Origin of the sequence: Lewinella sp. 4G2, assembly GCF_001625015.1 — a bacterium.
Lineage (GTDB): Bacteria > Bacteroidota > Bacteroidia > Chitinophagales > Saprospiraceae > Neolewinella.
The window spans coordinates 595,966-621,868 of record NZ_LVWJ02000014.1; the positions used below are offsets into that span (position 1 = coordinate 595,966).

Consider the following 25,903-nt stretch of genomic DNA (forward strand, 5'->3'; position numbering starts at 1 on the left):
GGCTTAGCGTTTTACGTAGGCTTCGTCGAAACTGAAGAGGATGTTCCCGACGCTCGTCAGAGCCGCAGTGCGCGAGCGGTCGAGGCGTTCCGGTAACGCGAATTCACCTATGGCGAGCAGGGAATCGGCGGCAGCGGGGGTCCGCTCGAAGCGCTCTAATTCGTCTCGGTAGAGGTCGCGCAGGATGTCCACTTCACCCGGGCCCGCCCGGCGGCCGGTGACGAGGCGGAACGCCTGGGCCAACTGCTCATCGGTTTGGGAACTCTCCCCCTGCACGCGCTGGGCGAGCACGCGGGCTGCCTCGACGAACTGGGGATCGTTGAGCAAATTCAGTGCCTGCAGGGGCGTGTTGGTTTTGGACCGCTCCACGATACAGACGTCGCGCCCCGTCGCGTCAAAATTGGTGACGAAGGGCGGCGGCTGGGTACGGCGGATGAAGGTGTACATGCTGCGCCGGTATAGGTCGTTGCCGTGGTCCTGTTTGAAGTGGAGGAGGTCCTGGCTGAAGTTGAGCGATTGGATCCAGAGGCCCGGCGGCTGGTAGGGTTTGACGCTCGGGCCACCCACGCGGCCGTCCAGCAAACCGGACGCAGCGAGGGCATTATCGCGGATCATCTCGGCGGGCAAACGGCCGGATGGTCCGGCGGCGAGGTAGATATTTTCGGCGTCCTGATCGCGCAGTTCGGCCGGCATCCGACTATCGCGCCGGTACGTTTCGCTGAGGACCATTGTGCGGATGAGGGCACGGACGTCCCAATCTTTTTTGAACTCGGTAGCCAGGTGATCGAGCAGTTGCGGATGGCTCGGCAGCGCCCCCTGGCTGCCCAGATCGTGGGGCGTAGAAATCAGCCCGCGGCCAAAAATAAGCTGCCAGTAGCGGTTCACGGCCACCCGGGCGGTGAGCGGGTTAGCGTCGTCAAAGATCCAGGCGGCGAGGCCGAGGCGGTTCTTCGGCAGGTTCTCACTGAAGGGCAGCACGGAGGCGGGCGTGGTCGGAAACACTTCCTCCGCCGGTGCATCGTAAGCCCCGCGGTCGAGCCGGTACGTCTTGCGGATGCCCGGGGTTTCCTGGCTCACCATGAAGCGGGGCAAGGTGTCCTGCGTGCCGTACTTCCGGCGCGCCATATCGCGCAGGTCTTTTTGCGCTGCGGCGTAGGCGGACTTGGTCTTGAGCAGGTGGCTCTCGGCGGCGTTGGCGGGGATGGCCTCTTCCCGCTCGGCGACCCGCCAGATCTCCGCCGGGGTGAGGGCGCGGTCGTACAATTTAAGGTCGTCCATGTACCCCAGGAAAACGCCATTTTCGCCGGATTGGGTCCGGTGCGACTGGCCCACGCGCAGTGGCCAAACGGCGAAGCCGCGCCACTCCTGGCCTTTGAAATCTGGATAGAAATTACCGCGCAGGAAGTCAAACAGGGTCTCCTGTTCCGGCGCCACGCCGTCCACGTACAGGGTAGCACCCGCCGCGCGGCCCGTTCCGTCGTAGGTGATGGCCACGTGGTACCAGCGGCCCACTTCCAGGCTGTCGATCGTCCGCACGTGGATGAGTTCGTTCGGCAGCGCGTGGGTGAGCGTGAGGTTGAGGCGGTTCTCACCGTCGAGGGCCAAATCGTAGCCCTTCCATATCTGGGCCTTGTCGTTGGCGTTGCCGACGATGGTCTGGGTCAGGCTGCTGTCGCGTTTGGTGGTCTTTACCCACACGGCGTTCGTAAACGCCTCATTAATATGGTACTGCCCGATGCCCTGGGGGAAGTAAACGTCGTCGTAAGGGTGGTCGAATTCGATGACGCGGCCGCGGTCGCTGTCCGTCACGATCTCGATTTCGGGAGTGCCCCAGGCGGAGGCTTGCAGTTGTTTTTTACCGTCCCGCTCGGTCGCGGCGTCGAAAGAAACGTGGTGGGTTGGTCGGGGGGCGCTCACCCTCGGGTTGGCGAGGAAGGCCTGGAGTTCGTCACCACTAATGGCCACCGCCCGGCGTTTCGCGTTGAGTTGTTCGATGTTGGCGTCGAGCCCGTCCAGCAGTTGGCGGGTGGAGTCACTCATCAGCAGGATCGTGGGGCCGAAGTCGCCGTCGTCGGCCGTCATCCCCAGCTCGTTGAAGTTGTTGAAGAAGGCCGAAAAACCGTAGTATTCGGACTGGCTGAGCGGGTCGAATTTGTGGTCGTGGCAGCGGCTGCAGTCCATCGTCAGCCCCAGCAATCCGGTGGCGACGGTGTTGACGCGATCGAAAACGTAGGTCAGGCGCATCTCCTCGTCGATGGCGCCGCCCTCGGCCGTTTGCGGGTGCATCCGGTTGAAGGCGGAGGCGATCAGTTGGTCCTGAGTCGGGTCCTCGAACAGGTCGCCAGCGAGTTGTTCGGTCACGAATTCATTGAAGGGCCGGTTCTGGCGGAAGGCCTCGATGATCCAATCGCGATAGGGGTAGCTCAGGCGGGCGCCGTCGGCGTGCATCCCGTGGGAGTCGGCGTAGCGGGCCAGGTCGAGCCACTCCATGGTTAGTCTTTCGGCGCTGGCGCTGGTGCTGAGCAAAGAGTCAACGAGCCGGGCGTAGTGGGTATCGGACGGATCTTTGAGCCAGTGATCCATCTGCCGGGGGGAAGGGGGCAGCCCGGTGAGGTCGAGGTAAACGCGACGGACCAACCGTTCATCGTCGGTCCGGCCGTTGGGCGAAAGACCCTCCTGGCGGAGGCGTTCGTTGATGAAGTGGTCGATACTGCCGGCGGCGGCCATCCCCTCCGGGTTAGCGGGGACATCCGGGTCGGCGATGGGGAGGAAGGCCCAGTGGTCTTTCCATTCCGCGCCCTGTTCGATCCACTTGTTGAAGAGGGCGATCTCCCGTGGCTCCATCGTCATGTGGCTTTCGGGGGTGGGCATGACGACGTCCGGATCGTCGCTGATCATCCGCAACAGGGCTTCACTTTTGGCGGGGCTACCGGCGCGGAAGGCGTATCCGTTGCCGGAGGCGAGGGGCCCGAAGGCGTTCTCCTCCAGATCCAGCCGCAGATCCGCCTGGCGGGAGCCGGCGTCCGGCCCGTGGCAGCTCCAGCACCGGTCGGAGAGGATGGGCCGGATGTGCTGGTTGAAGTCCACCGTTTCGGGGAGGGTGGCCATGGCGGTTTGTACCTCGGTAGGGAGGTTGGGGCCGCAGGCGGTGAGGGTTAGCAATAACAGAAGACCCCAGATTTGGGGAGAGGGGAAACGCATGTCGATCGAAACGGGATTAGGCACCTAAGGTACGAATTACCGCTCCGTAATCCGGCGGTATCCCGACAGGATGACGATCGACGTACGTTCACCGTTTTCACTGATTGAGGTCCGTAATTCCTTTAGGCCTAACGGTTCCTAATGAAGCTAGAGCGTACTGACGTACCGCAATGGGTTGCACGTTGTGCGGATCAAATCACTCCACACTCCATTCGGAACCATCCTTGCCATCCTTCACCACTACGCCGGCGGCTTTGAGGCCATCCCGCATCTTGTCGGACATGCCCCAGTTCTTTTCGGCGCGGGCCTGGGCGCGGAGGTCGAGGACGAGGTCCATCACCTTGCCGAACGCCTCATCGTTGGCACCTGCGGCAGCGCCCTCATCTTGCAAGCCGAAGACGTCGAAAAGCAGCGTACCGAGGTCGTTGCGGAAGATCTCGAGGGTCTCCTTGCTCACTTCCTTTAAACTGAGTTGGCCACCCTTGAGCGCGTTAATGCGGCTGACCAATTCGAAGACTTTGGCGAGGGCTTTGGGGGTGTTGAAATCGTCGTCCATTTCGGCGTAGGCAGCGGCGAGGCCGGCAGTGAGTTCCTTGCCGACGGTACCGTTCTGGGCGCCGCCCTGCCCTTCGAGGTTTTGGAGATTGGCCCAGGCTTCGGTGAGGCGGGCGTAGCCTTTTTTGGCGGCCTGGAGGGCTTCGTCGGTGAGGTCCATCGGGCTCCGGTAGTGGGTTTGGAGCATGAAGAAGCGTAGCATCATCGGGCTGTAGCTGTCCGTGACGTGGGGGCTATCGCCGGTGAAGAGTTGCTGGGGCGTGATGGTGTTGCCGTCGGATTTGGACATCTTCCGGCCGTTCATCAGTAGCATGTTGGTGTGGAGCCAGTAGCGGGCGCCACCGCAGCCGCAGGAGCCGGCGTTCTGGGCGATCTCGTTTTCGTGGTGGGGGAATTTGAGGTCGTTGCCGCCGCCGTGGATGTCGAATTGCTCGCCGAGGTACTTGGTGCTCATCGCCGAGCATTCGAGGTGCCAGCCGGGGAAGCCTTCACCCCAGGGGCTGTTCCAGCGGAGGATGTGGTCCGGCGTCGCCTTCATCCAGATGGCGAAATCGGTGGGGTTGCGCTTGTCGCCCTGGGCTTTGAGTTCCCGGCTTTCGGCGAGGAGCTCGTCGATCTTGCGGCCGGAGAGGTGGCCGTACATGCCATCGTTTTTCTCGTTGAAGGCGGCGACGTCGAAGTAAACGGAGCCGTTGGATTCGTAGGCGTAGCCGTTCTTGAGGATCTCCTGCACCATCTCGATCTGCTCGATGATGTGGCCGCTGGCGCGGGGCTCGATGCTGGGTGGCTTGTTGTTGAAGCGGCGCATCATCTCGTGGAAACCGACCGTGTATTTCTGGGCGACCTCCATGGGCTCCAGCTTGGCGACGCGGGCGCCCTTGCTCATTTTGTCCTCGCCTTCGTCGGTGAGGTGCCCCACGTCGGTGATGTTGCGCACGTAGCGGACCTTGTAGCCGCGGTGGAGGAGGTGGCGGTAGATGATGTCAAAACTCGTGAACGTCCGCACGTTGCCCAGGTGCACGTCGCTGTAGACGGTGGGGCCGCAGACGTAGAGGCCGATGAATCCTTCGTTGAGGGGTTGGAAGACCTCTTTTTTGCGGGAGAGGGAGTTGTAGAGTTTTAGTGCTTGGGGCATGCCGTAAGATTGGGTGGGGCGAAATTACGGTATTGTGGGATAGGGTTGGCCTCCGGCGGTTTCTGGGGAGGAAGAGGAGGAGATAGAGAAACTGAGGATTTTTATGGGGGATGTAGAACTCGTCGGCCTATCGTGGATGGAATTTCGCAGGAGTGGGGGAGGTTGGGGAGGCCTGCGGCGCTTTTTGGTTTGCTGGCGCAAACGGGTTCGCAGGAGAGGTAGAGAGATGGAGAATTGGAGGTTAGTTCGGGGGTGCCTCCGGCGGTTGCCAGGGAGAAAGAGGAGGAGGTGGAGAGACTGAGGATTTTTACGGGGGATATAGAACTCGTCGGCTAATTGTAGATCGATTTTCGCAGGAGTCGGGGAGGTTGGGGAGGCCTGCGGCGCTGCGTGACATTCCGTCCCGAAGGGCCGGCTTGGGTAGCGTCTTACCCCGGAGGGGTACACCTAGTAGCCCGGTGTTCGTCGGAGACGCGCTCCGGGTTTTCGTTATAGGCCTCGTGTTCGTTAATGCTACAGTGAGCTAGCTGACTATTCAGTACCGTAATTACAGTACTACCTTGGACCGGCATACTAAACATTGCTTCCATGGAACCAAGAATAGGCATACAATTTAATTGGCAGAATAGTGCCTCCGACCGAGACCTAAGTACTGGCCCACTACGTAAACTTGCTAAAACAGTTAGTTTGGATGCTGACCATGTATCCATATACTACCCTACGGACCAACCATCGATAAAGCATATAGAGCTCGATCTACTGAAGCGTGAATTATATAAATCCCTCCCGCTCAGCGATTACAGCAATATTTATTGCTACGTGAATTATAGGCATCCGGATTACCACAATAATGAAACCACGCATGAAGAACTGATCAGTGAAATTAAAGATCGCACGGACCTTGCCGCCAACCTTGCCGCCAAACAGCCTTTATTTGCGGAAATACTTAGAAAGGATGCCCGGTACAACGACTACAACGCTCTATTCATAACGGCGCTAGATGCCGTTGGGGATGGTCCGCTGAAAATTTCCTTATCCCTACTGTTTGAGGGAGAGAAGGGGGAAGAGGTCGTATTTGTTAGCTGTATGGTGGAGTGAAGAAATCACCTAGAATCTTGACCTAACAAAATGAACAGCCTCTATCCAGTGCAAAAATTTACTTTCACATCCTAACTGAGCAACCAGCGCTAGCTTAACTACCCCCCCCATGCCCCACCTAATCTTCGACACCGAAACCACCGGCTTCCCCAAATCCTGGAAAGCCCCCATGACGGACACCGCCAACTGGCCCGCCATCGTCCAACTCGCCTGGCAATTAGTGGATGATGACTTCCAAACCCTGGAAGCAGGCTGCCACATCATCAAGTGTAAGGAACGGATATCCCCGAAGGCGGCGAAAGTCCACGGCATCACCAATGAACGGTGCATGGCCGAGGGCCAACCCATTCTCGAGGTACTCGCGGAGTTCACCAAAGCCGCCAAACAAGCAGACCGCGTGATCGCCCACAACCTAGACTTCGATTACAAGGTCCTCGGCGCCTCCTATCTGCGCCTGAATAAAAAGCATCCCCTGGGTGGTAAGGAAAAACTCTGCACCATGAAGTCCACCGTCGATGTTTGCCAAATACCGGGCAATTACGGCTACAAATGGCCAACCCTGGCGGAGTTGTACGATTGCCTCTATGGAGAAGCCGCAATGGGCGCGCACGATGCCGGCGTGGATGTGGAAATTACCCGCAAATGTCTGGTAGCACTGCGGGCGGAGGGGGAGATTTGAGGCTCACGTAGAATCCCGCAAGAGTGATTACGTAGCCAATTTCGCAGGAGCTGGGGAGGTTGGGGAGGCCTGCGGCGCTATGTCACATTCCGTCCCGAAGGGCCGGCCTACGTAGCGGTGGCACACCGTCAGGTGGCCCACTCTACTTTGGGGTGGCCTACTCTACTTTAGGGCGGTTGGGGTCGTCTTACCCCGGAGGGGTACGCCTAGTAGCCCGGTGTTCGTCGAAGACGCGCTCCGGGTTTTCGTTAATTTGGGTTTTCGTTATCCCCCCGAAAATTCACCCCCGTCCCTACCAAAAAACACCCAATACCCAAGCCATAATAGACCCCCCAAAACCCCAATCCCAAAAACACCCCAACCCAGTCAACGTAACCCCCGCCCAGTAATACGGGTGCGCAAACGCCCCCTCCCCAATCAACCCCAATTGCGCCAGACGGAGGGCTTCCGTCCGGTCCTTCCCCGCCTCCAGGTGTTCGTAAAAACTCACCATCAGATCCGCCGTCGCGCGGTCGTCAACGCGCCAGGCGGTGTTGAGGGTACTGCGGGCACCCGCCGCGGTGAAGGCACTGGCCAGACTGAGGGAAGTCTCCCCCGGCACGTACTTCCCCAAATTCGTTTCGCAGGCGGAGAGGGCCACCAACTCCGCCCGGATCGGGAGGGTAGCGATCTCCGGGTAGTAGAGGAGTTCTTCCGGATCCAATTCGTTGCCGGACTGGCTGAAGGCGATCCACGACCGGTTCGGGTCCGCCGCATCGCTGTAGCCGTGGGTGGAGAGGTGGAGGATGCCGGCTTCGGAAAGGGAACTCAGAAAGTTAGTCCGCGAGGCCTCCGGACCCAGCAGGGCTTTTCCACCCAATAAATCAGTAATGGAGCTTACCTCCCGCTCATTCTCCCCCAGCGGTTCGAGGGCACCAGCGAAGGTGGGGGCCAGCCCCAGCATCCCTCCCGATGATTGGACGTCCTCTTCTCCGCCTAGCAAAGTACTCAGCGAATAGGCGTGTTGCAGGGTGCAATGGGTACCCAGGTATTTGATTTCCTGGTAGTCAATGGGAGGGGCAACCGTCTTTCCTATCGGCACGGCGGCGAAGGGGAAATAGCTGAGGGCACCGTCCGGAATCAGCAGGAGACGACCTCCACCTCCCGGCTCTCCTACCCCATAACTTGGCACCTGCGGCGGCGCCCAACTCGTCCTGCCGGGTAGCGAAAGCAGTACAGAAAAGTCTGCACCGATCGCAAGAAATTCTTCCTCCAACTTCCGCTGCTCCTTCGGGCTTTTGAGGGACTTTTGCCGGTACGCGGACGCACGGATCACCGCACGGAAACGCTGGGTCGTCTCGCTCAAAGCCGCCGCGCCGGGCCATTCCCCGTACGCGATGTTGCCCGACTGGTCGACGTGGAAAAGGACGGACCGGCCCTCCATCACGTGAAACTGAACGAGGCGCGTTTCCCTTTTCTGGAGGTAGGCTACGATCTCCTTCCGGCTCAATTGAGCAGTGTCTCTAACCATTGGCGACTCATTGAGCCGCCGGATCCTGTCCCGCTCCAAACGCGCGGCAATCAGTTCGCTGGTGCGTTGCTTATCCGCCCCGGCGGTGGCCTCCAGCCGGCCGATGAGGCGATTGAGCGCCGACTCCCGTTTCGAGACATTTTGGCCTCGGCCGCCAAGGTGAGCGGAGAGGGTGTAAGCGCGGGCGGCATCGCTGAGGAGGAGGGCATCCCAGAGTAATTGATCATCGTTACTGGTGCGGTAAAGATCCAACGTAACCGTCAGCGCGGAGTCGTAAAGTGGGCGGATATCAGCACTCAAAAAACGGCGGCTGGCGTCGGAGGTGACGCGGCGGCGCAGTTGGTCGTTGGCCGCGATGGCCGACAGGTAATCCGTGCGGGCGGCGGCGGGAGTGCCTTCGTTTTTGAGGAAATCGGCGCGGCTTTCCAGCAGACTAGCCATCATGCCCAGACGCTCGTCACTCAGGTTGGTGAAGTGCTGTCGCGTATACCCGTCCTCCACGTACGCGAGGGAATCATTGAGGGTGGCAATGCTGGTATTCAGGGCTTCTAGGGCGGTAGTTGGGTCTTGCTCCAGTATCGCGATTCGGGCCAACACCAAGTGGGTGGGCGGGACCTCCAGGTAACCGGACGGAAAGAAACCCAACGCCCTTTCGGCGGCGGTGCGGGCCTGGACGGGACGTGCGTCTTCCACCTCCAACCGCGCCAGGTTGAGGTAGTAGATCCCTAGTTCTTCGGGCTCGCTGTAGTCGGGGAACAATTGAATGGCCTCACTCAAGTGGCGGCGGGCCAACTCCGTTTCGTCGGCGGCGGCCGCCACGAGGTAGAGTGTGTTGTAGCAGGAGGACTGGAGTCCGACGTCGCCTTCCGCCACCGCGTAATCCAGGGCCCGCCCCGTAAAGCGCCGGGCCTTTCCAAGGTCGCCCGACTGAGCGAAGTACAAGCCAAAATTGTAGTGCAGCAGGGCCGCTTCGTCGGTATAAACCGGACTGTCGGGGGCGTTGATCAACTCGTCGGCGCGCCGGGTGGCATCCGCAAGGAGCAAGTCATCCCGGCGGCGGGAGGCTATCCAGGCCAGATCGCCCAACGCCCGGACCCAGTTGATGGTATCCGGATGCGGCAAACCCGCGTAGGCCGCCGTGGCCCGGTACAGATGAGTAGCGGCACTATCCGGCTGGCCATTATTTACGAAGAGGGCGGCGAGATTAGCTTGGGATTTAGCGACGTCGTTGTGCAGTACCCCGAGTGCAGCTTGGCGAACAGCGATCGCTTCCCGGTAATGCCGCGCGGCGAGCTCGGGCCGGCCGGTGTACTGCGCGCAGACGCCCATCTTGTGGAGGGCGTACCCAGCCAAACTATCGGTTACGGAATTTCCGTCAGCATCAACCATCGCTCGCTCGTAAAGCAGGTAGGCCGCTGCCCGCTCCCGGAGGCGGTAAACGGAATCCGCCCGCTCCACGAGCAACGCGCGGTCGGGCACTTGCGCCATCGCGGGGACGGCACACAGCAGGAGGTAAAACAACAATTGAAAGCGAATAGGCACTCCCAAAAATAAACCGACCGGAGCGTAACGCCGGGCCACCTTTTCTCCATAGTTGTCATAACTACTACGCGTGGCCTATCTTTAGTTGCCACACTTTCAAACCAAACCTATGCCTCGCCTCACGCTCTTTTTCCAGCTGTTCCTTTGCTCCTGTACCCTCTTCGCTACGGTGAGCTGCGACGACCCAACGGCCGCCAACACCATGAAGTACAGCGAAGACGTCTGCAATACCGCCCCGGCTTTTGTGACCGAAATGCAATCCGAAAAGGGGCCGCAGGATATGGCGCCACCGGAAGAATCCTGCGCGCCGGAGAGTGCTTTTGGTCGGCAGTTCACCCTCGCCCCACCCCGCTCCGGCGAGTTGGTGCTCCACGTCGCCAGCGATTATACCGGGTACTATTTCCTGACGGTCTATGGGCGCCGGGGCGACGAAACCTTCCCCCTCAGCGAATGCCTGACGAGTAAGGCCATCCACGAAGTGCTCCACGTACCCACCGGCCGCGAGAAATTGGAAAGCCTGCTCATCGAGGTCCGCTACGAAACCGGTCGGATCCTGGAGGCCAACCCCAAAGATGCCTTCATCAGCCTCATGGCCTATGATGGTGCTCCGAAGGCATCCGAAGAAGCCGCCAAAAAGGGCTACCGCGATGACTGTGGCGATGGCGGCACAAACTGCTACGTCCTGAGCACCTGCGACCGCGGCATGAACCTCGAACAGTGGGCTCGGGAGCTCGGCCTCGTCGTCACCGATGCGGCCGGCGGCGAGCGGGGCGCTATAGTCAACGCCTGCGTGCCCGAGGGCTTCAGCCTCCAAACCACCACCCCGCCCCGGAACAGTGGCGGCAAGGTGAAGTCCATCGAACGCGATACGACCCAGGGCGAAATGGAGCGCAATTTCTTCATCGAAGTCGAGGAGATCACCCCCAACCCCGGCTTCGGCGAGTTATCGGATAAGCAGATCCTGGAAGCCTTCCCCTGCATGGAATACCAGCCGCGGAATGGTGACGGCGATGACGTCATCGTAACCATCATCGATTCTGGTGTGGACGCCTCCGACCTCAGTTTCCGGCCCTGGGATAAGTACGCCGCACGGCGCAGTTTCGGCCGCTACCTCCCCCGGGGTGGCTACGGTTACGACTTCGTCAACGACGACCCTAAGCCCGACGACGAACTGAACCACGGCACCTACGTAGGTGGCGCCCTCATCAACGATTACCGGGGCAAGGAGCGACTCACGGTCGTCCACCACAAGATCTTCGACGGGGCCGGCCGGGCCACCTACTTCGGCGCGATTGAAAGCATTTACGGGGCGATTGATCACAAGACCAACATCCTTTCCCTCTCCTGGGGCATCACCGATCCGAACGAGCCGGTGGCCCTCCGCTGCGCCATCGAGGAAGCGATGAAGAATGAAGTCATCGTCGTCACCAGCGCGGGCAACGCCGCCACCGACATCGACCGAACGCCCCAGTGGCCGGCGGCCTGGACGGGCCAGCGCAACTTCCCTACCCTCTTTTCCGTCGGTTCGTTCTGGCACCCCAACCTGTCCAAACGGGAAGTCTCCCGGGCGGATTATTCCAACTTCGGCGTCCAGCGCGTCAGCGTATACGGCTACCTCGCCATGTTGGTGCCGGAGTACCGCCGTAAGGCGACCACCATGGCTTTTGGCACCTCCATCTCCGTCCCGCTCGTCGTCTCCAATCTAGCGGAGCGTTACCGCCGGGGTAGTTCCCGCACGCGCCCGGAAGTCCTCAACGAGCGCGGCTCCGTCTTCTTCCCCAGCTGGCGGCGCGATGCGGCGGGCAACCCCATTCGGCCGCACGATGTGGAGTACGTGCCGGTGCGTTGTGCGGGTAAGGCACCCTAAGATCTTACGCATTTGGGCGCTGCCGCAGGTGCGATGGATGTTGGGACGTTAGAAGCTAGATTTTAGATCTTAGAGGGGAAGACCGGGCTGCTGACCTAGTTGGATTCTGGAGCGTTTTCACAAGATTTTGTCTGCAAAGGACCGGGCGCTCGGAGACCCTATGAGTTATCTACCACTAGGGTTTTGGAGCGGCCTTTGATCTTACGGAGCATCGCGAGTAAGATCAAAGGTTCTCCAAGCGCCCGGTTTTTGTCAAGCAGACTTAGAAATTTACAACTCCTGATTCCTTGGTTCAATGACTGCAGACTATAGGGTACAGACTACAGGCTAAAAACTCCAACCCCACGATCGATCAGCCCACTTCACCCGTTTGGACTACACAACGCCCACGATCATGGTCTCCGCCCGTATTGCCCATTACAAGTTCGAAGATGCCCGCGCCACCAACTGGTCAATCGTTGTGATACACGTGCTAATGGCGGCCCTTTTATTGGTCCCGGACGACGTCCAACTTGCCACTTTCGGGCGGGGCCACCTCTGTTTATTGATCGCGCTCATGTTCAGCGTCGCCCAGTACTATTACGACTGGCTGAACCAATCCATCAACTACGCAATAATTGGCTTTTACCTGGCCTTATTAGTCTTCGATTTCTTGACTTTTGGTGTACCAGATGTTCTACTCCCCATTAGCGGTACGGGTCCTCCCTCCAAAGGATTTATGCTCGTCATGGTGGTCTACGCGCTCCCAACCGTTTACGTAGGCTTGCGAGTAGTGGCCGTCGGCCAACTGATTTACCTGGTCATTACCAGAAGCAAATTGCGGTAAATTGAAGACCCGCATGCCCCGGGGAAAACGAAGAAATAAACAAGGTGGGCGGGTCGTGGTCCAATGACTACAGACTATAGACTCCAGACTATAAACTACAGACTACAAACTTTCGACTCCACCCCCACCTCATTCTCCCTCAACCACTCCCGGAACGCCTCCTCCCGGTCCGCATCGTACTGAGTAGTCTGGAAACGGACCGTACCGTGGCTAGCGTCCAAAATGCTGGTGATTCTTTCTTCCACGCTATCGTCTTCCTCGTTAGAGATTTCCAGTTCCAGGGCGCCCGCACGGAAGCGGCTATCGCTTAGGCTATTCAATCGGGAGAGCAATTCTTCCCGGTTCTCCGAGTTTGGCGTGTAGGTACGGACGATTTGGCTGCGGCCGGTATTTGAGTTGAGGTCCTCCGCTCCTTTAATCAACAGGGAACGATCCGCCAGTTCCAGGTCGATCTCCTTCGCCTGGTCCAATCGCAGGAAGTAGCCTGCAACAGCCATCGCTACTAATGTTCCGGCTGCGGCGTAGTGCCCCACGGGCAATCCGTACAGATCCGCCAGCCAGCCCCACAGCGCGGAACCAATGGCGAGGCATAAGGACACGGACATGATGTAATAGGCCATCCCCCGCGCGCCAAACCATCTTGGGAGGGAGTACTGGGTACTCGTCATCAAGGAGGTATACGCCGCTTGCCAGGAGGCCCCGCAGAGGGCCGCAAACCCTAAGCTGAGTGGCACGGAGGTAGACCAACCCAGTAGGCATAATCCCAGGGCCATCGTCATACTAGTACCCAGCATAACCCCATTGGCGCCGAACCGCTTGGTAAGCCAACCCATGGCAAAGCTAGAGATCACCGCCCCGCCGCCCGCAGCACCTACCAGGTAGCCATAAAGATCAGCTTGCCCCGCCAGTTGGTCCTTGGCTACGAGGGGTAATAAGGCCCAGAGCGCACCCGCCGCGAAAAAGAAGGTCGCCGCCTTCACGATACTGTGGTTCAGCGCCGGCGTATGCCGGAAGAAGCGCCACGAATCGCCGATCGCCAGGCTAAGCGGCGGATGCTTCTTTTCCTGAACGGCCTTCCGGTCGTCCCGCCAGAAGAAGATGTAGACGAGCACCGCCAGGAAAGTGGCCGCATCCACCCAGTAGGGCAGAGCAATGTTGAAGCGGGTAATGAGGTGGCCGCCTAAGGCCGGGCCCACCGACCGGCTCAGGTTGAAGGACATACCCCCCAGATTCACGGCCAGCCGCAACTGCGCCTTCTCCACCAGCTGGGGAATAATGGCTGACATGATCGGCCGCGCAAAGGCCGCCCCCACCCCATTGAAGAAAGTGAAGACCAGCAACCAGGTGACCGTCGCCAGATCCAGGTACACGATCGTCGCAAAGGCCGCCGTGGAGATCGTCAGAAATACCTGCGCGATCAGCAGGCTTTTCCTCCGGTCGTATAAATCACCCAGGGCACCTGCCGGCAAAGCAAAAATGAAGAGTGGGATCGTGGTGGCGGACTGCACCAGTGAAACCATCAACGCCGACCCATCCAGTTCCGTCATCAACCAACTCGAGGCAATGGCGAATAGCCAGGTGCCTACGTTGGAGACGAAGGTGGCCGTGATGAAGAGGATCACTGGCCAGCCGAGCTTTTGTTTGGGGGCTTTACTCACGACTATTACTTTACCTCCACCTTAGAAGAAACGTTGACCAGGGCACTTCCTTCTTCCCAGGCATCCGCTAGATCGGTCTGTAACCATTCGGGGCTGAGGTGAATGTCCAGTGAATCCAATTTACCCGGCCCCAGGTTCTGGTAGCCGTGCGGTACGTTGGCCGGGCCGTAGATGATATCCCCCGCTTCGGCGTCGATGATTTGGTCACCCACCGTGAAACGGGCGCGGCCTTCCTGAATGGTAAAGATCTCGTCGTAGGGGTGCACGTGCAGCGTCGGCCCCTCCCCCACTACGTCGGTGACGTACCGGATCAGCGTGATTTGGGTACCGACATCCTGTCCCTGAAAGAGACCACGGAGTTTTTCGTTCGGGTGCTGCCACTCGGAGGCATTCACTTTGGTTGGTTTGTTTAGAGATGCGCGGGGCATGGTTATGCTTTTAATCCTCCACTCCGTGGAAGGTGGTGATGGTACCGCCCGGGCCACGCCGTAGTTCGTTTATCATTACATGTATCAACATATGTAAACGGCGCTGCGTCCGCTCAACCATCCAAATCAGGGGAATGTATTAGGCCTATGTCCGACGATCCCGAAGCCCTTTTTCTCGCTTTCCGCCAGCGTCTCTCCCGGTACGGATCTTTGACGGATACCACCTTCGCGGCCCTGCGCAATATCAGTACGGTCCGCCACTACCCCGCAGGCGCGTCGCTTCTAGAGTTAGGCGAAATAGCCCACGAGCGATTCTACGTTTATTCCGGGCTCGTAGTTTCCCTCTACGCCAGCCGCAACGGGAACCCTCACCTGAAGAACTTCTTCGTGGCCGATGAGCTGGCCGGTTCCGTTGCGTCTTTACTGGGAAGCACGCCATCCGCTTTTGCGCTGGTGGCCCGGGAGGATACCACCGTCGTTGCCTGGCAGGAAGCCCCTTACCAACAACTGGTAACGCGCTGCCCAGACCTCAACCAGCAGTACCGCCGCCACATCGAAGCAAGCTGGATCATCCGCAACGAGCAACGCCAACTCGCCTTCGCTACCCTGACGGCCGCCGAGCGCTACGTAGATTTCCTGAGCGAATACCCCGATCTGGAACAACGCGTCAGTCAACGCGACGTGGCGGCCTACCTCGGCATCACCCCCACCCAACTGAGCCGCATCCGGCGTAAAGTGTACCAGCAGCAATGACACCCTTCGAACGGCAAAACCTCGACAACCTCCGTGATCTCTGGGCCCAAGCCGGTGCGGCAATCGGCCGAGTGATTAAACACGATAATTTCTCCATTGCCGTGGGCGGCGAACCGAACGGTTGGCCCAATCGGGTCTGGCTCCACGAACCACTCACGCCGGAAGTGCTGGCACAGGCACGATCCACCGTCGACGGCGCTACCAAACTGAAACTCTTCCTACCCCGCGCTACCGACCGCGCCACCTACGCAGCCTTGCATCCGCACAAAGGAGCGTACCTGACCGGGATGCACCTGTCACTTTCGGACCAACCCTTCGCGCCATCCAACATCATCCTGAAACGCGTCACCACCGAAGCAGACGCCCGCGGCTGGGCCACCGATTTCGAGGCGGCGTTCAACTACCACATCCCACCGTCGCTACTCCTTAAAATGGAGGCCAACACCCAGTACTTCCGCGCCGAAGTTAGCGGCGACTACGTCGGCACGGCATGCCTCCACTACACCGAAAACGGGCGGGTAGCGGGCATCCATTCCATCGGTACCCTGCCCGAGTTCCGGCGGAAAGGTTACGCCCGCCAAATCATGCAGTCGCTGCTTACTACCACTCAGCAAAAAGGCGCGGAGCTGGCCGTCCTTCAAGCCTCCGCAAAGGGCCTAGGCCTCTACCAGCAACTAGGCTTCATCGGCGAGTTCGATACGGCGACCTACGATTTGACCTAAAGCATTTAAGCGGGCGCTGCCGAAGGGACGTTAGAAGCTAGATTTTCGATCTTAGAGTGGGGCACAGGCTTAAATCCCAGCTGGATTCTGTGGTCCGAAGACTACAGACTATAGACTACAGACTGCAGACTACAGACTCCAAACTTTAACCACAGACCAAAATTCCCCTACCTTGTTTTCATGACCACCGACCCCAAAATCCTCCCAATCACCGCCCTAACCGGTCCGCTAAGATTCGACCCCGAAGCCCTGTTGAGCCACTTCAAACGCAAGGAACTGAACCGCGGCGAACACTGGCTGGAAGCCGGGAAGACCTGCCGCCATCTGGCCTTCCTGGAGTCCGGCCTCCTGCGCCATACCCAACAGCGGGACGGAGAACTCATCACCCGTTGGGCAACCCTGGCCGGACAGTATACCGTTGGCTTTCCGAGCTTCATCAAACAGCAGCCCTCGGACCAGAATATCACCGCTGCTCAGGATTGCGTCCTGCACGAACTCAGCTGGGAAACCTGGAAGGAACTCCGGAGGGAACACGCCCAACTCCAGGAATACTGGGTCGCCATCCTGGAGTACAATGCCTGCTGTTATGAGGACCGGGTCTGGAGCCTCATCTCCGGAAAGGGAGAAGCCCGGTACCGGTACATGATCGAGCGTTACCCAGAGTTCTTGTTGCACCTACCCCAGCACTACGTCGCCGAAATGCTCGGCGTTGCCCCCCGCCACCTATCGCGGATCCGGAATAAAATGAGTGAAGGATAGCTTTTTTGGACAAATGTCCTGAATGGCCGGGCTTACCCACCGCCACCTTTGTGTAGTCACCAATCAACACGACTACCATGCAAGTTATTCTCGGCTCCGGCGGATCCATTGCCCGCCCCCTCGCTACCGCCCTGGCGGATTACACGGACCACGTTCGCTGCTGCTCCCGCAGTACCCATGCTTTACCTACGAAGGATGGCACTCGCTACGAACACCTCTCCACTGATTTGCTGGACGCTCCTTCCGTCCGGAAAGCCGTCGCCGGAGCGGAGGTCGCTTACCTAACGGCGGGGCTCACTTACGACGCTGAAGTTTGGGCCCGTGATTGGCCGGTAGTTATCGACAACGTCATCGAAGCCTGTAGCCAGGAAGGTACCCGGCTCGCCTTTTTCGACAATGTCTACGCACTGGATCCCGCTGAATACGGAAATATGCGGGAAACCAGTCCGCTAGCACCAACCTCCGTGAAGGGGAAGATCCGCCAGCAATTGTTGGATACCCTCTGGCGGGCTCACGATGCGGGCACCATCCAACTCACCGTAGTCCGTGCGGCCGACTTCTACGGGCCGGGCATCTCCAATAGCCTGGCCAACGCCATGATCTTCGATAAGATCGGTGCCGGCAGCACGGCCCAGTGGGTGGGTGACGTCGACCTAAAACACTCCTTCACCTACACGCCGGATGCCGGCCGCCATCTCGCCCTGCTGGGGAACGACGAACGTGCCTGGGGCCAAAGCTGGCACCTTCCCACCACAACGGATCTCACTTCCGTCCGCGAATGGGTGGCCACCGCCACGGAAATTGCGAGCCAACCCAACAAGCTGCAGCGCCTGCCCAACGCCCTGCTCTGGGTCCTGCGGCTGATGAACAAAGACATCAAAGAACTCTGGGACGTACGGGAACAGTACCAGCGGGATTACTACTTGAACTCCAGCAAGTTTGAGGAGACCTTTGGGGTGAGCGCTACGCCGGCCCGGGAGGGTATTCGGATGGTTTTGGAGGCTGGCCCGACGGTCTAAAGTCCTAGAACCGCATTAAAATGAGGGTCATCAAGCCGAAAGGCCACCATCCACCACCATGCTCATGCCGGTGACGAAACTGGCTTCGGAAGAGGCCAGCCAGAGGAGGGCACCGATCTGTTCACTCACGTCGGCAAAACGGCCGAGAGGGATTAGGGACCGGAGCTGGTCACTCGCGCCGGCGGAATGGGCGTCCACCGCCTCAGGGTCGAATAGCCCCGTCACGGTGAAGCCCGGGCATAGCGCGTTGACGCGGATACCCTTACGGGCGTACTCCCGGGCGGCAGTTTTCGTGAGGCCAATTACGGCGTGTTTGGCGGCTACGTAAGGAGCACTGTTGGGCAGGGCCCGCAGTCCGGCGACGGAAGCCACGTTGACGATGGCCCCTCCCCCAGCCTGGGCTGCCATTTGCCGGAGTTGTTGGCGCATGCAGTAGAATACCCCGGAGGTATTAATGGCCATCATTTGGTCCCAGTCTTCGGGGCGGACGTCCCCCAGCCGCGCCATCACTCCCCCAATGCCGGCGTTATTAACGGCGACGTCGATCCTCCCGTATTCCCGGACGATCTCTTCGATGACAGTGGACACCTCCGCAAAATCGGATACGTCCAGTTGCTTGCCCACCAACTTTCCACCCGCGGCAGCGCCCATATTGATGGTTTCGGCGAGGTCGGATGCATTAATGTCGGCGGCAATGACCGTACCGCCCCGCGCCGCAAACGCAAGGGCGGCGGCGCGGCCGATACCATTGGCGGCACCGGTAATGAAGATGATCTTGTCGGTAAACATGGGCGAATTTGACGGGGTGAACGCCGAAGATAGCGCGGGCGTGCCTACCCGAGTTCCCACATGATCCGGCTGGCGTAACTGCGGTGGGGCCGCCACCCTTCGGTGAGGCGGACGAGTTCCGCATCCAAATTCTTCCCCCGCAGCGCCTCCGTATCGACGCCATACAACTCGATGATGTTGCGTTTGACGACGAGGTCCCCCAACGGCAACAAATCCTCCCGGTGGAGGACAAACATGAGCACCATCTCGACCGTCCATTTGCCCACACCCTTGATGGAGGTGAGCATGGTGAGCACCTCCTCATCCGAATACCGTGACCAGTCGGCGTTGATGAGCTGGTGGTCGAGCCAGTACTGGGCTACGTTTTTCAGGTAGGCCGTTTTGCTCCGGCTCATGCCCGCGCCGCGGATGGCCTCATCCTCCATCTCGAGCAGTTGCTCCGGGTGGGGGTAACCGTCGGGAAAGAGGTCGAGGAAACGACCGAAGATGGTGCCGGCCGCCTTTCCACTAAGTTGCTGGTAAGCGATGGACCGTTGGAGGCCGAAATAGACGTCGCCGCCGTGGTCGTCGCGAAATTTAGGCGTGTGGATGTCGAGGAGCGGTGCGAGGCGGGTATCCTGGCGGAGGTGATCGATAGCTTTTTGGGACATGGGAGGGGAACGTCTCCGGGGCGGGTCGGGTTGGAGACGGGGCCTCTGGCCGCGTTTGGCCTCTTGATTGGTTTAGCAGGAGATGGCGAGGTTGGGGAGGGGGAGAGGCCTGCGGCGCATATGACTAACCGTCCCGAAGGGCCGGCCTACGTAGCGGTGGCACGCCGTTAGGCGGCCCACTCTACTTTGCGGCAGGTGGCCCACTCTACTTTGCCCCCGGCAACCTGTACTATTACACGACCTTCTACGGCCTCCCATGTAATCATGTTGATGGCCCCCCTACTTCACGTCCGGCGGCCTCCACGGCAAGCGTGCACCTTAAAACACCAAACTAAATCCAGCCCCAGCAGCCCCGCCACCAAAAGACCCACCAATCGTGAGCGAGGATCGGTGGTTGCGCTGCCACCGCTTATGAATGTGCGGCGTCAATACGCCAATCGCCGCGCCTACGCCAAGCCCTACCGCCGTGTCCGTCGGGAAATGCTTGAGGGCACGGACGCGTTGGACGGCCACGTAGAGTGGAGGTAAACTCGCCGCGGTGAAGGCCATCGCTCGCTGCTTGCCCGACCACTCCGGGTGGTAATCGGATAGTACTTTGGCGAAGAAAAAGGTACCTACGGCCGTCGTGCTAACGTGGCCGCTGAAGAAGCTGTTTTGGTTGCCGCCGTCCCGCCGCGTGGTGCGGTCGAGATCATCGTAATAGGCGATGGGGCGTGTCCGGTCAATGAAGCTTGGGCCGATGGGGGAAACGGCGTACATCAGACCATTGACGGCCTGAGCCTCTACGTACATCGCCGTGATCTTGCCCCAATCCTTACGGATCTCCTTATCTAGAAACAAGGTGAATGGCAGGACGATTGAACTGTTAAAGACATAGTCACTCGCGTCCGCGGCGGCGCTGGCTTTGGATCCGTCCTTCGGTAGGGCCCACCGGTCGTAGCTGGGAATGTCGGCCCGGTTCAGGCCTTCCAACTCCACTTTATCCTTATCGTTGATCTTCTGAAAAGCTAGTACGGTTAAACCGAGGCCAGCCACGCCCACCCCGGTTTCCAGCCAGGGCTTAACGGCGTACACCTCCTCGATGGCGGGGTCGTAATCGCGGATGGAGGGGGTCTCCTGGAATTGAGCGGATACGGTGGCCGTAAGGCTTAGGATCAAGCCCAGGGAGGATAAAAACTTGGTCATACTAATGCTGCGTGATGAGCTTATTACAACCTGGGCTTACGTTCGGTATGTTCGTTTTGGAATGTGTTAAAGGTGGTTTTTGGGTTACTGAAGGGGAAGAAATTGGGGTTGAAGGGACCCACTTGAAGAATGGGCCACCTGGCGGTTCGCCATCGCTACGCAAGCCGGCCCTTCGGGGCGGGCCTTACGTTGCGCCGCAGGCCTCTCCAACTTCCCCGACTCCCGCACAACCCAAACCTCTCCTACAGGCCGTGAATTTTCATCTTCACGTAGTCGTTCAGCGTCCGCCCCTCTTTCATCCGCTCCTGAATGAAGGCCGGCGTCACCCCGTGGATGCGCAGATCGACGAGGGTATTGAAGGGGATATCGCGGAAGCCTACTTCGCGAAAACTCATCGCCCACTCCGGCGTCACGCCGTGGATCTTGGCTTGGACGAAATCTTTCAGTTCCAGGTCCTCGTAACCGATGCGGCGCAGGCCGGCCACCAATTCGCTGGAGACGCCGTGGATGGAGGCATTTTGCAGATCGCGCAGGCTGTTCATCGGCAGATCGATGGCCTTGAGCTGGTTCAGCTTCTCTTTGTTCAGACCGTGAATCTTAGCGTTGGTAATGTCCTGGGGAGAAAGGTTAGCGAAGCCGAAGCTGGCCAGGGTCTCCACGAAGCGGGCGTCCACGCCGTGGATGGAAAGGTTCTTGGCTTCGTCTAGGGTCAGATCAGTCAAACCGGCGCTCCGGAATTCGGCGATTTTCTCCGCGTCCACACCGTGGATCTTGGCGTTGAGGATATCGCGGGCGGAGATATCATCGTATCCCAGTTGGTTCATCTCCTGCACGTATTCGGGGGTGACGCCGTGGATGGACATTTCCTTGGCGCGGTTAAAATCCAGGTCGTTGAAGCCAGCCGCCGCCATTGTTTTTAGGTACTCAACATCTACGCCGTGTATTTTTCCGTCGATCAGTTCTTTTGGGGAAAGATCCGGGAAACCGGAGGCGGCCATTTCCTCAGCGTATTCTTCGGTAACGCCGTGGATCTTTAGCTCGATCAATTTTTGCAGATTAGGCTTGCCGAAGCCCATTCTGTCGTAGGCTGCGAGGCTGGATTTTAGCTCCGCGAGGTCCTCGTAAAAGATGGCCATCTCAATCAGTTTCTGGCGGCTTGGCCGGTACCCCTGTTCGTCGATATAATCCAGGTAAGTCTCATTCATATCGGCCATGAAAAACAGCAATTGCTCCTGCTCTTTGTAGGGCCCGTATCCCCGGCTGTCCAGCATGGCCAGAAATTTGGGGTCGGCGGCGAAGCTGAAGGTACCCGCGCCTTCATTCCCTTCAAAAACGCCACGCATTTTGAGCGTCCCAGCTTCGCGTTGCAGAGTGAAATCGTCGATGGTCGTGCGGGGCAGGTTGCCGAATTTTTCTTTATCGAAACAGCGCGAGGTATTCCAATTCCAGCGGTTGCCACCGTCTTCGTTCCGCGAAGTGAAGGCGACGCACAAACGGTCATTTTCCACCGAAGCGCTCCAGGTATTACGCGCGTTTTCCGGCATATTGGGTTGTCGAATGTCGTTATCCGGTGCGCTTACGGTTACCTGCATTTCAACTGGTTCAGGCTTGGGCGCTGCCGCGGGTACTGAGGTTGGGGCGGGGGCAACGTCGGGCGAAAGTGCCACCTCCGGCTCCGGAACGGCGACCTGCGTATTGGTCACCTCAACGGAAGGTGCGGGAGTTGGTGCTGGGGCTACGGGCAGTTCGGTATCGATACCGGCCGGCGCGGGGGACTGCGCCACGGCGTTAAACTGCAAGACCGAGAGCGTAAGCAAAGGCAAAAGGGTCAGGTACTTCCAGCCGGAGCGGGAAGAGGATTTTCTGGATTTCATCATTTTAATTCTGCGCTCGAGAAAGCTCTGGTTGTAGCTCGCCACGAGCCCGTTAGGGAAATTGGGTACGGCGACCTGGACGAGGCTGAGCTGGTAACGTTCCGGATCGTTACCCTCCCGCAGCATCTCGGCGTCGGTCAAAAATTCTAGGTTGTGTTCGATGGCCTTGCGGTACAGCCACGCAAAGGGGTTGCACCACTGCACGACCACCGTCAGCTCGGCCAGCAAGAGGTCAAAACTGTGCTTCTGGTTGACGTGGATCCGCTCGTGCTCCACGATCTGGTGGAAGGTGTCCGGGTCGTACCGCTCCGGATTCAGGAAGATTCGGTTCCAGAAGGAATACGGTGCCTCATCTTCCCGAAGCTCCACCAGGCGGAAGCCACCCAGATCGTGGCCGGGGTTGCGAAACATCCGTACCAACAGTTGGCCAAGCTGGAAAAGGAAGTTGAGCCCAAAGATGAGAACGCCCATGAGGTAGACGTACCAGAGGACGCTAAGTAAGGATGGCCCCCGTGCAGCCGTTGCCGGGCTAACCGATTCCTCGGCCCGGGTCTCCCGCGTGGCCGCTGCCGTCTCAATCGTTTCGCTGATGGTAGATGCTGGCCCGATCTCCGCGTTTGCGCTGATTTCGGAACTCGTTCCCCTTTCTTCAACGTCCTGACCAATTGGCGCCGTTGCAACCGCTTCGGAGCGTAAGTCCAGCGCAGGTAAGTTATTGGCGAGGCTGATGGAAGCCGGTACGGTGATCAAAGGCAGGGCTAGGGAACCGAGGAGGCAACCCAGCAGCACCCACCGGTTCAATGCGAAGTGGGTTTCCGACCGCAACATCACCCAGTAGTACAGAAAGCAAGCGGCCAGTAGCAGGCCTGCGTGTAACAGGTAAGCCATTACTTAGAATTTTGGTCTTTGATCATTTTTAGGAGGCGCTCCAACTCGGCCTCGTCCAACTTCTGCTCCCTGGCGAAATAGTTGACGAGCTTCATCGGGGAACCACCGAAGTACTTTTCTACGACGTCGTCCACCACTTCTTCCTGGTAGTCCGATTTGGGGACGAGGGCGAAGTAGCGGTGAGCGTTCCCCAGCTTTTCGTGGCCGACGAAACCCTTCTTCTCCAGCAACTTCACCATGGTCGACACACTATTGTAGTGGGGCCGCGGCTCCGGCATCTCTTCGACGATCTCCTTGATGAAGGCTTTCTCCAACGACCAGATGGCTTGCATGATCTGGGCTTCGCGTTTAGCTAATTTTTGCATTTCTACTAATTGATTAGTACAAAGGTAGTCCTAACGAATTAGTATTACAACTAATTGATTAGTTTTATTACCAATTGATTAGTATTTGTCCTATTCCCAATTACCCGGCACCCGCGGCAGCGCCCGAAAACAATGGTAGAATGGGCCACCTGGCGGTGTGCCATCGCTCCACAAGCCAGCCCTCCGGGGCGGGCACCAAACTCACTACCTTAAACCCGTCGAATAAGCCAAGTCATTCGTCGCGAAAAATGGACCGGCCCGGCCCGCCACGGTATTTTCACCACCAATCAACAAGAACACCCCGTGCGCCAACTTTTCACCTTCGGCCTCCTCTTATTCACCCTCTGCCTCAGCGCCCAAACGGAACGCGTGACCAACTGGTCCGCCGTGATGGACGTCCGTTCCGACGGCTCCATCGACGTGGAAGAAACCATCAGCGTGGTGGCCACCGGCGACATCATTAAGCGGGGCATTACCCGGGCCATCACCCGCAAACCCATTGGGGGCGACCACGACGGCAATTTTAGCTACGAGCTGATCTCCGCCACCCGCAACGGGGAAACGATCGAACCTTTCGAGAAGAGTAGCCGAAGCCTGACGACCTTTTACCTCGGCTCCAAAGAGGAAACCCTCCCGCCCGGAGAGTACACTTACGTATTTAACTATACGAGTGCGGATCAGATCTACTTCATGGAGTTCATCGACGAGATCCGGTGGCACCACATCGATACGGATGGGAAACTACCCGTTGAGAAAGCCGACATCACCGTCCGCTTTACGGCCGGCACCAACATCCTGGGCGCCGACTGCTACGCGGGCCGGGAGGGCAGTAACGATGACGCCTGCACTGTGGTGACGGATCGCAACAAGGTCACCTTCACCGCCACTCGCCCCCTGCCCGCCGGTGAGGGGATGACGATCGGGGTGAGCGCCCCCAAAGGCACTTTCGCCCGCCCGGCACTACCGACGCCACTGCAGCAAAAGGGCACCCTGTACGTCGTCCTGGCGGGTTTACTGACGGCTATCGCTTACGCATACACCAGTTGGAACCGCCACGGCCGTGACCCGATTGGGCCGGAAGTCACCCACGAATTTTACCCGCCGGAGGGCGTCTCCCCCGCCTCGGCCTTTCACTTGCTGAACAGCCATCAACACGGGAGCCTGGTTACCGCATCTCTGACGGCGCTGGCCATTGACGGATACATCAAGATTGAAGAACGAAAAGAGGACGGATTCCTCGGCCTCGGTAAAAAGGAGTACTTCGCCCTACTCCAAACGGATGAAGTCCCGACCGATAAGGACGTGCCGGCAGAGCAGTTCGCCCTCTACCAGAAACTCTTCCAAAAATCCCGCATCATTGAGTTGGATGGAGATTACAACAAAGACCTCTACAAGGCGACCAAAGCCCACAACGACAGCATCCGCGAGCAGCACAAGGATTTCATCAAGGATGGAGCCAATGGCTGGAAGATCCTGCCCCTGGTGGGCATCTTCGTCGTCACCATTATTGCGGCAGTCCTGTTCATCAAAACGGCGGACAGCATTGGGGTGGTGGCCTTTGGGATTAGCATCCCGTTGTTCTTCATCGTGCTGGGTCTCTACGCCTGGCTGATCCAACAGCCGAGCTACGGAAAGGTGGCCCTCAAGAACCGGCTCAAGGGTTTACGCAATTACCTCAAACTCTCCCGCCAGGACCGCGACGCCCTCGTGGATGCCCCGGAGATGACGGAGGAATATTTCCAGCAACTCCTCCCCTACGCCATCGCCTTCGGCCAGGATAACGACTGGGCCCACAACCTGACGACGGACCTGGCCAATACCGGCGAGCGGCAAATGAATGCCTATCCTTATTACATGACTGGCTTCACCAACCGTATGAATACCTCGTTCGCGGATACGGCCCACACGGCGACTTCCGGTGGCGGAGGCGGCGGTTCCTTTTCTGGGGGCGGCGGCTCCGTCGGCGGCGGCGGTGGCGGTGTTGGTGGCTTCTGATGGAGGCGCCTCTCTCTAACGTTGGATATGGGGCCGCTGGCCGCGGTTAATCTCCGGCGCTCAATACCGGTCGTCCCGAAGGGCCGGCCTACGTAGCGGTGGCACACCGTCAGGTGGCCCACTCTACTTTGCGACGGGTGCCCCACCCTACTTCGCGGCATTTGGCCCACTCTACTTTGCGTCAGGTGCCCCACTCTACTTTGCGACGGGTGGCCCACCCTACTTCGCGTCAGGTGGCCCACCCTACTCCGCGTCAGGTGGCCCCACCCCACCCTACTTCCCAGCATTCCACCCCTTTTTTCACGTAAGGAAATTGTGATACCGCTCTCCGTCCAAAATTCGTGAACACTTCTAAAATGACCTGCTTAATCAATGACCAACTAGGTTGGCCATTTTAAGTATGCC

General features: G+C 59.0%; 19 protein-coding genes. 9 read left to right on the forward strand and 10 right to left on the reverse strand.

Annotated features, from left to right (window positions below):
• Window positions 1–3 precede the first annotated feature (3 nt).
• Together A3850_RS03935 and cysS are read right to left on the reverse strand one after the other, a co-directional pair.
• Window positions 4–3,201, reverse strand: coding sequence for a DUF1553 domain-containing protein (locus A3850_RS03935; protein WP_068214404.1), 3,198 nt, complete (start codon window positions 3,199–3,201; stop codon window positions 4–6).
• 196 nt (window positions 3,202–3,397) lie between these two features.
• Window positions 3,398–4,891, reverse strand: coding sequence for a cysteine--tRNA ligase (gene cysS, locus A3850_RS03940; RefSeq protein ID WP_068214407.1), 1,494 nt, complete (start codon window positions 4,889–4,891; stop codon window positions 3,398–3,400).
• Window positions 4,892–5,578: 687 nt separating this feature from the next.
• Between cysS and A3850_RS03945 the strand changes: the two genes are divergently transcribed.
• Together A3850_RS03945 and A3850_RS03950 are read left to right on the forward strand one after the other, a co-directional pair.
• Window positions 5,579–5,989, forward strand: coding sequence for a hypothetical protein (locus A3850_RS03945; RefSeq protein ID WP_157500870.1), 411 nt, complete (start codon window positions 5,579–5,581; stop codon window positions 5,987–5,989).
• Between the two features lie 109 nt (window positions 5,990–6,098).
• Entirely contained in the window at window positions 6,099–6,668 is a 570-nt protein-coding gene (locus tag A3850_RS03950; RefSeq protein WP_068214412.1) for a 3'-5' exonuclease, read from the forward strand.
• Window positions 6,669–6,960: 292 nt separating this feature from the next.
• Here the strand turns inward: A3850_RS03950 and A3850_RS03955 are convergent, their stop codons facing one another.
• A complete protein-coding gene (locus A3850_RS03955; protein WP_157500872.1) occupies window positions 6,961–9,720 on the reverse strand; it encodes a CHAT domain-containing tetratricopeptide repeat protein in 2,760 nt (919 codons plus the stop codon).
• A 109-nt stretch (window positions 9,721–9,829) separates the two neighbouring features.
• On the opposite strand from A3850_RS03955, the gene A3850_RS03960 reads away from it, so the two are divergent.
• A complete protein-coding gene (locus tag A3850_RS03960; RefSeq protein ID WP_068214416.1) occupies window positions 9,830–11,587 on the forward strand; it encodes a S8 family serine peptidase in 1,758 nt (585 codons plus the stop codon).
• Window positions 11,588–11,981: 394 nt separating this feature from the next.
• Window positions 11,982–12,413: a hypothetical protein gene (locus A3850_RS03965; RefSeq protein WP_157500874.1), complete on the forward strand. Its 432-nt coding sequence runs from the start codon at window positions 11,982–11,984 to the stop codon at window positions 12,411–12,413.
• Between the two features lie 95 nt (window positions 12,414–12,508).
• On the opposite strand, the gene A3850_RS03970 is transcribed toward A3850_RS03965, so the two are convergent.
• Window positions 12,509–14,071 carry an MFS transporter gene (locus A3850_RS03970; RefSeq protein ID WP_068214422.1) on the reverse strand — a complete coding sequence of 521 codons (1,563 nt, stop codon included), beginning with the start codon at window positions 14,069–14,071 and terminating at the stop codon, window positions 12,509–12,511.
• Window positions 14,072–14,076: 5 nt separating this feature from the next.
• Window positions 14,077–14,499 (reverse strand): cupin domain-containing protein, encoded by a 423-nt coding sequence (locus tag A3850_RS03975; protein WP_082921603.1) that lies wholly within the window; start codon window positions 14,497–14,499, stop codon window positions 14,077–14,079.
• A gap of 147 nt (window positions 14,500–14,646) precedes the next feature.
• Between A3850_RS03975 and A3850_RS03980 the strand changes: the two genes are divergently transcribed.
• From A3850_RS03980 to A3850_RS03995, 4 genes are all read left to right on the forward strand, one after another.
• Entirely contained in the window at window positions 14,647–15,252 is a 606-nt protein-coding gene (locus A3850_RS03980) for a Crp/Fnr family transcriptional regulator (RefSeq protein ID WP_068214426.1), read from the forward strand.
• A complete protein-coding gene (locus A3850_RS03985; RefSeq protein WP_068214428.1) occupies window positions 15,249–15,974 on the forward strand; it encodes a GNAT family N-acetyltransferase in 726 nt (241 codons plus the stop codon). Before A3850_RS03980 ends, A3850_RS03985 begins: the two co-directional genes overlap by 4 nt.
• A gap of 180 nt (window positions 15,975–16,154) precedes the next feature.
• Window positions 16,155–16,733: a Crp/Fnr family transcriptional regulator gene (locus A3850_RS03990; RefSeq protein WP_068214429.1), complete on the forward strand. Its 579-nt coding sequence runs from the start codon at window positions 16,155–16,157 to the stop codon at window positions 16,731–16,733.
• 77 nt (window positions 16,734–16,810) lie between these two features.
• Entirely contained in the window at window positions 16,811–17,752 is a 942-nt protein-coding gene (locus A3850_RS03995; protein WP_068214430.1) for an NAD-dependent epimerase/dehydratase family protein, read from the forward strand.
• 30 nt (window positions 17,753–17,782) lie between these two features.
• On the opposite strand, the gene A3850_RS04000 is transcribed toward A3850_RS03995, so the two are convergent.
• The 5 genes from A3850_RS04000 to A3850_RS04020 all read right to left on the reverse strand — a co-directional run bounded on the left by A3850_RS04000 (window position 17,783) and on the right by A3850_RS04020 (window position 23,503).
• Window positions 17,783–18,541, reverse strand: coding sequence for an SDR family NAD(P)-dependent oxidoreductase (locus A3850_RS04000; RefSeq protein WP_068214431.1), 759 nt, complete (start codon window positions 18,539–18,541; stop codon window positions 17,783–17,785).
• 44 nt (window positions 18,542–18,585) lie between these two features.
• On the reverse strand, window positions 18,586–19,191 hold the full coding sequence (locus tag A3850_RS04005) for a DNA-3-methyladenine glycosylase (protein ID WP_068214433.1): 606 nt from the start codon (window positions 19,189–19,191) through the stop codon (window positions 18,586–18,588).
• A 318-nt stretch (window positions 19,192–19,509) separates the two neighbouring features.
• Complete coding sequence (locus A3850_RS04010; RefSeq protein ID WP_068214435.1) at window positions 19,510–20,376, reverse strand: phosphatase PAP2 family protein; 867 nt, start codon at window positions 20,374–20,376, stop codon at window positions 19,510–19,512.
• A gap of 242 nt (window positions 20,377–20,618) precedes the next feature.
• On the reverse strand, window positions 20,619–23,138 hold the full coding sequence (locus A3850_RS04015; protein WP_068214438.1) for a M56 family metallopeptidase: 2,520 nt from the start codon (window positions 23,136–23,138) through the stop codon (window positions 20,619–20,621).
• Window positions 23,138–23,503 carry a BlaI/MecI/CopY family transcriptional regulator gene (locus tag A3850_RS04020; RefSeq protein WP_068214443.1) on the reverse strand — a complete coding sequence of 122 codons (366 nt, stop codon included), beginning with the start codon at window positions 23,501–23,503 and terminating at the stop codon, window positions 23,138–23,140. The genes A3850_RS04015 and A3850_RS04020 overlap by 1 nt, the downstream gene beginning before the upstream one ends.
• Window positions 23,504–23,806: 303 nt before the next feature.
• Here A3850_RS04020 and A3850_RS04025 point away from each other — a divergent pair, with 303 nt between their 5' ends.
• The gene (locus A3850_RS04025) at window positions 23,807–25,498 is read left to right on the forward strand and encodes a DUF2207 domain-containing protein (protein ID WP_068214444.1); all 1,692 of its coding nucleotides are present in this window, start codon (window positions 23,807–23,809) and stop codon (window positions 25,496–25,498) included.
• Window positions 25,499–25,903 lie beyond the last annotated feature (405 nt).

What these genes read in the sequence shown, in the direction of transcription:
- A3850_RS04010 (WP_068214435.1), bottom strand. Translation starts at nt 20,376, where the DNA reads ATGACCAAGTTTTTATCCTCCCTGGGCTTGATCCTAAGCCTTACGGCC.
- A3850_RS04000 (WP_068214431.1), bottom strand. Translation starts at nt 18,541, where the DNA reads ATGTTTACCGACAAGATCATCTTCATTACCGGTGCCGCCAATGGTATC.
- A3850_RS03975 (WP_082921603.1), bottom strand. Translation starts at nt 14,499, where the DNA reads ATGCCCCGCGCATCTCTAAACAAACCAACCAAAGTGAATGCCTCCGAG.
- A3850_RS03980 (WP_068214426.1), top strand. Translation starts at nt 14,647, where the DNA reads ATGTCCGACGATCCCGAAGCCCTTTTTCTCGCTTTCCGCCAGCGTCTC.
- A3850_RS03985 (WP_068214428.1), top strand. Translation starts at nt 15,249, where the DNA reads ATGACACCCTTCGAACGGCAAAACCTCGACAACCTCCGTGATCTCTGG.
- A3850_RS03950 (WP_068214412.1), top strand. Translation starts at nt 6,099, where the DNA reads ATGCCCCACCTAATCTTCGACACCGAAACCACCGGCTTCCCCAAATCC.
- A3850_RS03965 (WP_157500874.1), top strand. Translation starts at nt 11,982, where the DNA reads ATGGTCTCCGCCCGTATTGCCCATTACAAGTTCGAAGATGCCCGCGCC.
- A3850_RS03995 (WP_068214430.1), top strand. Translation starts at nt 16,811, where the DNA reads ATGCAAGTTATTCTCGGCTCCGGCGGATCCATTGCCCGCCCCCTCGCT.
- A3850_RS03960 (WP_068214416.1), top strand. Translation starts at nt 9,830, where the DNA reads ATGCCTCGCCTCACGCTCTTTTTCCAGCTGTTCCTTTGCTCCTGTACC.
- A3850_RS04005 (WP_068214433.1), bottom strand. Translation starts at nt 19,191, where the DNA reads ATGTCCCAAAAAGCTATCGATCACCTCCGCCAGGATACCCGCCTCGCA.
- A3850_RS03990 (WP_068214429.1), top strand. Translation starts at nt 16,155, where the DNA reads ATGACCACCGACCCCAAAATCCTCCCAATCACCGCCCTAACCGGTCCG.
- A3850_RS04020 (WP_068214443.1), bottom strand. Translation starts at nt 23,503, where the DNA reads ATGCAAAAATTAGCTAAACGCGAAGCCCAGATCATGCAAGCCATCTGG.
- A3850_RS03935 (WP_068214404.1), bottom strand. Translation starts at nt 3,201, where the DNA reads ATGCGTTTCCCCTCTCCCCAAATCTGGGGTCTTCTGTTATTGCTAACC.
- cysS (WP_068214407.1), bottom strand. Translation starts at nt 4,891, where the DNA reads ATGCCCCAAGCACTAAAACTCTACAACTCCCTCTCCCGCAAAAAAGAG.
- A3850_RS04015 (WP_068214438.1), bottom strand. Translation starts at nt 23,138, where the DNA reads ATGGCTTACCTGTTACACGCAGGCCTGCTACTGGCCGCTTGCTTTCTG.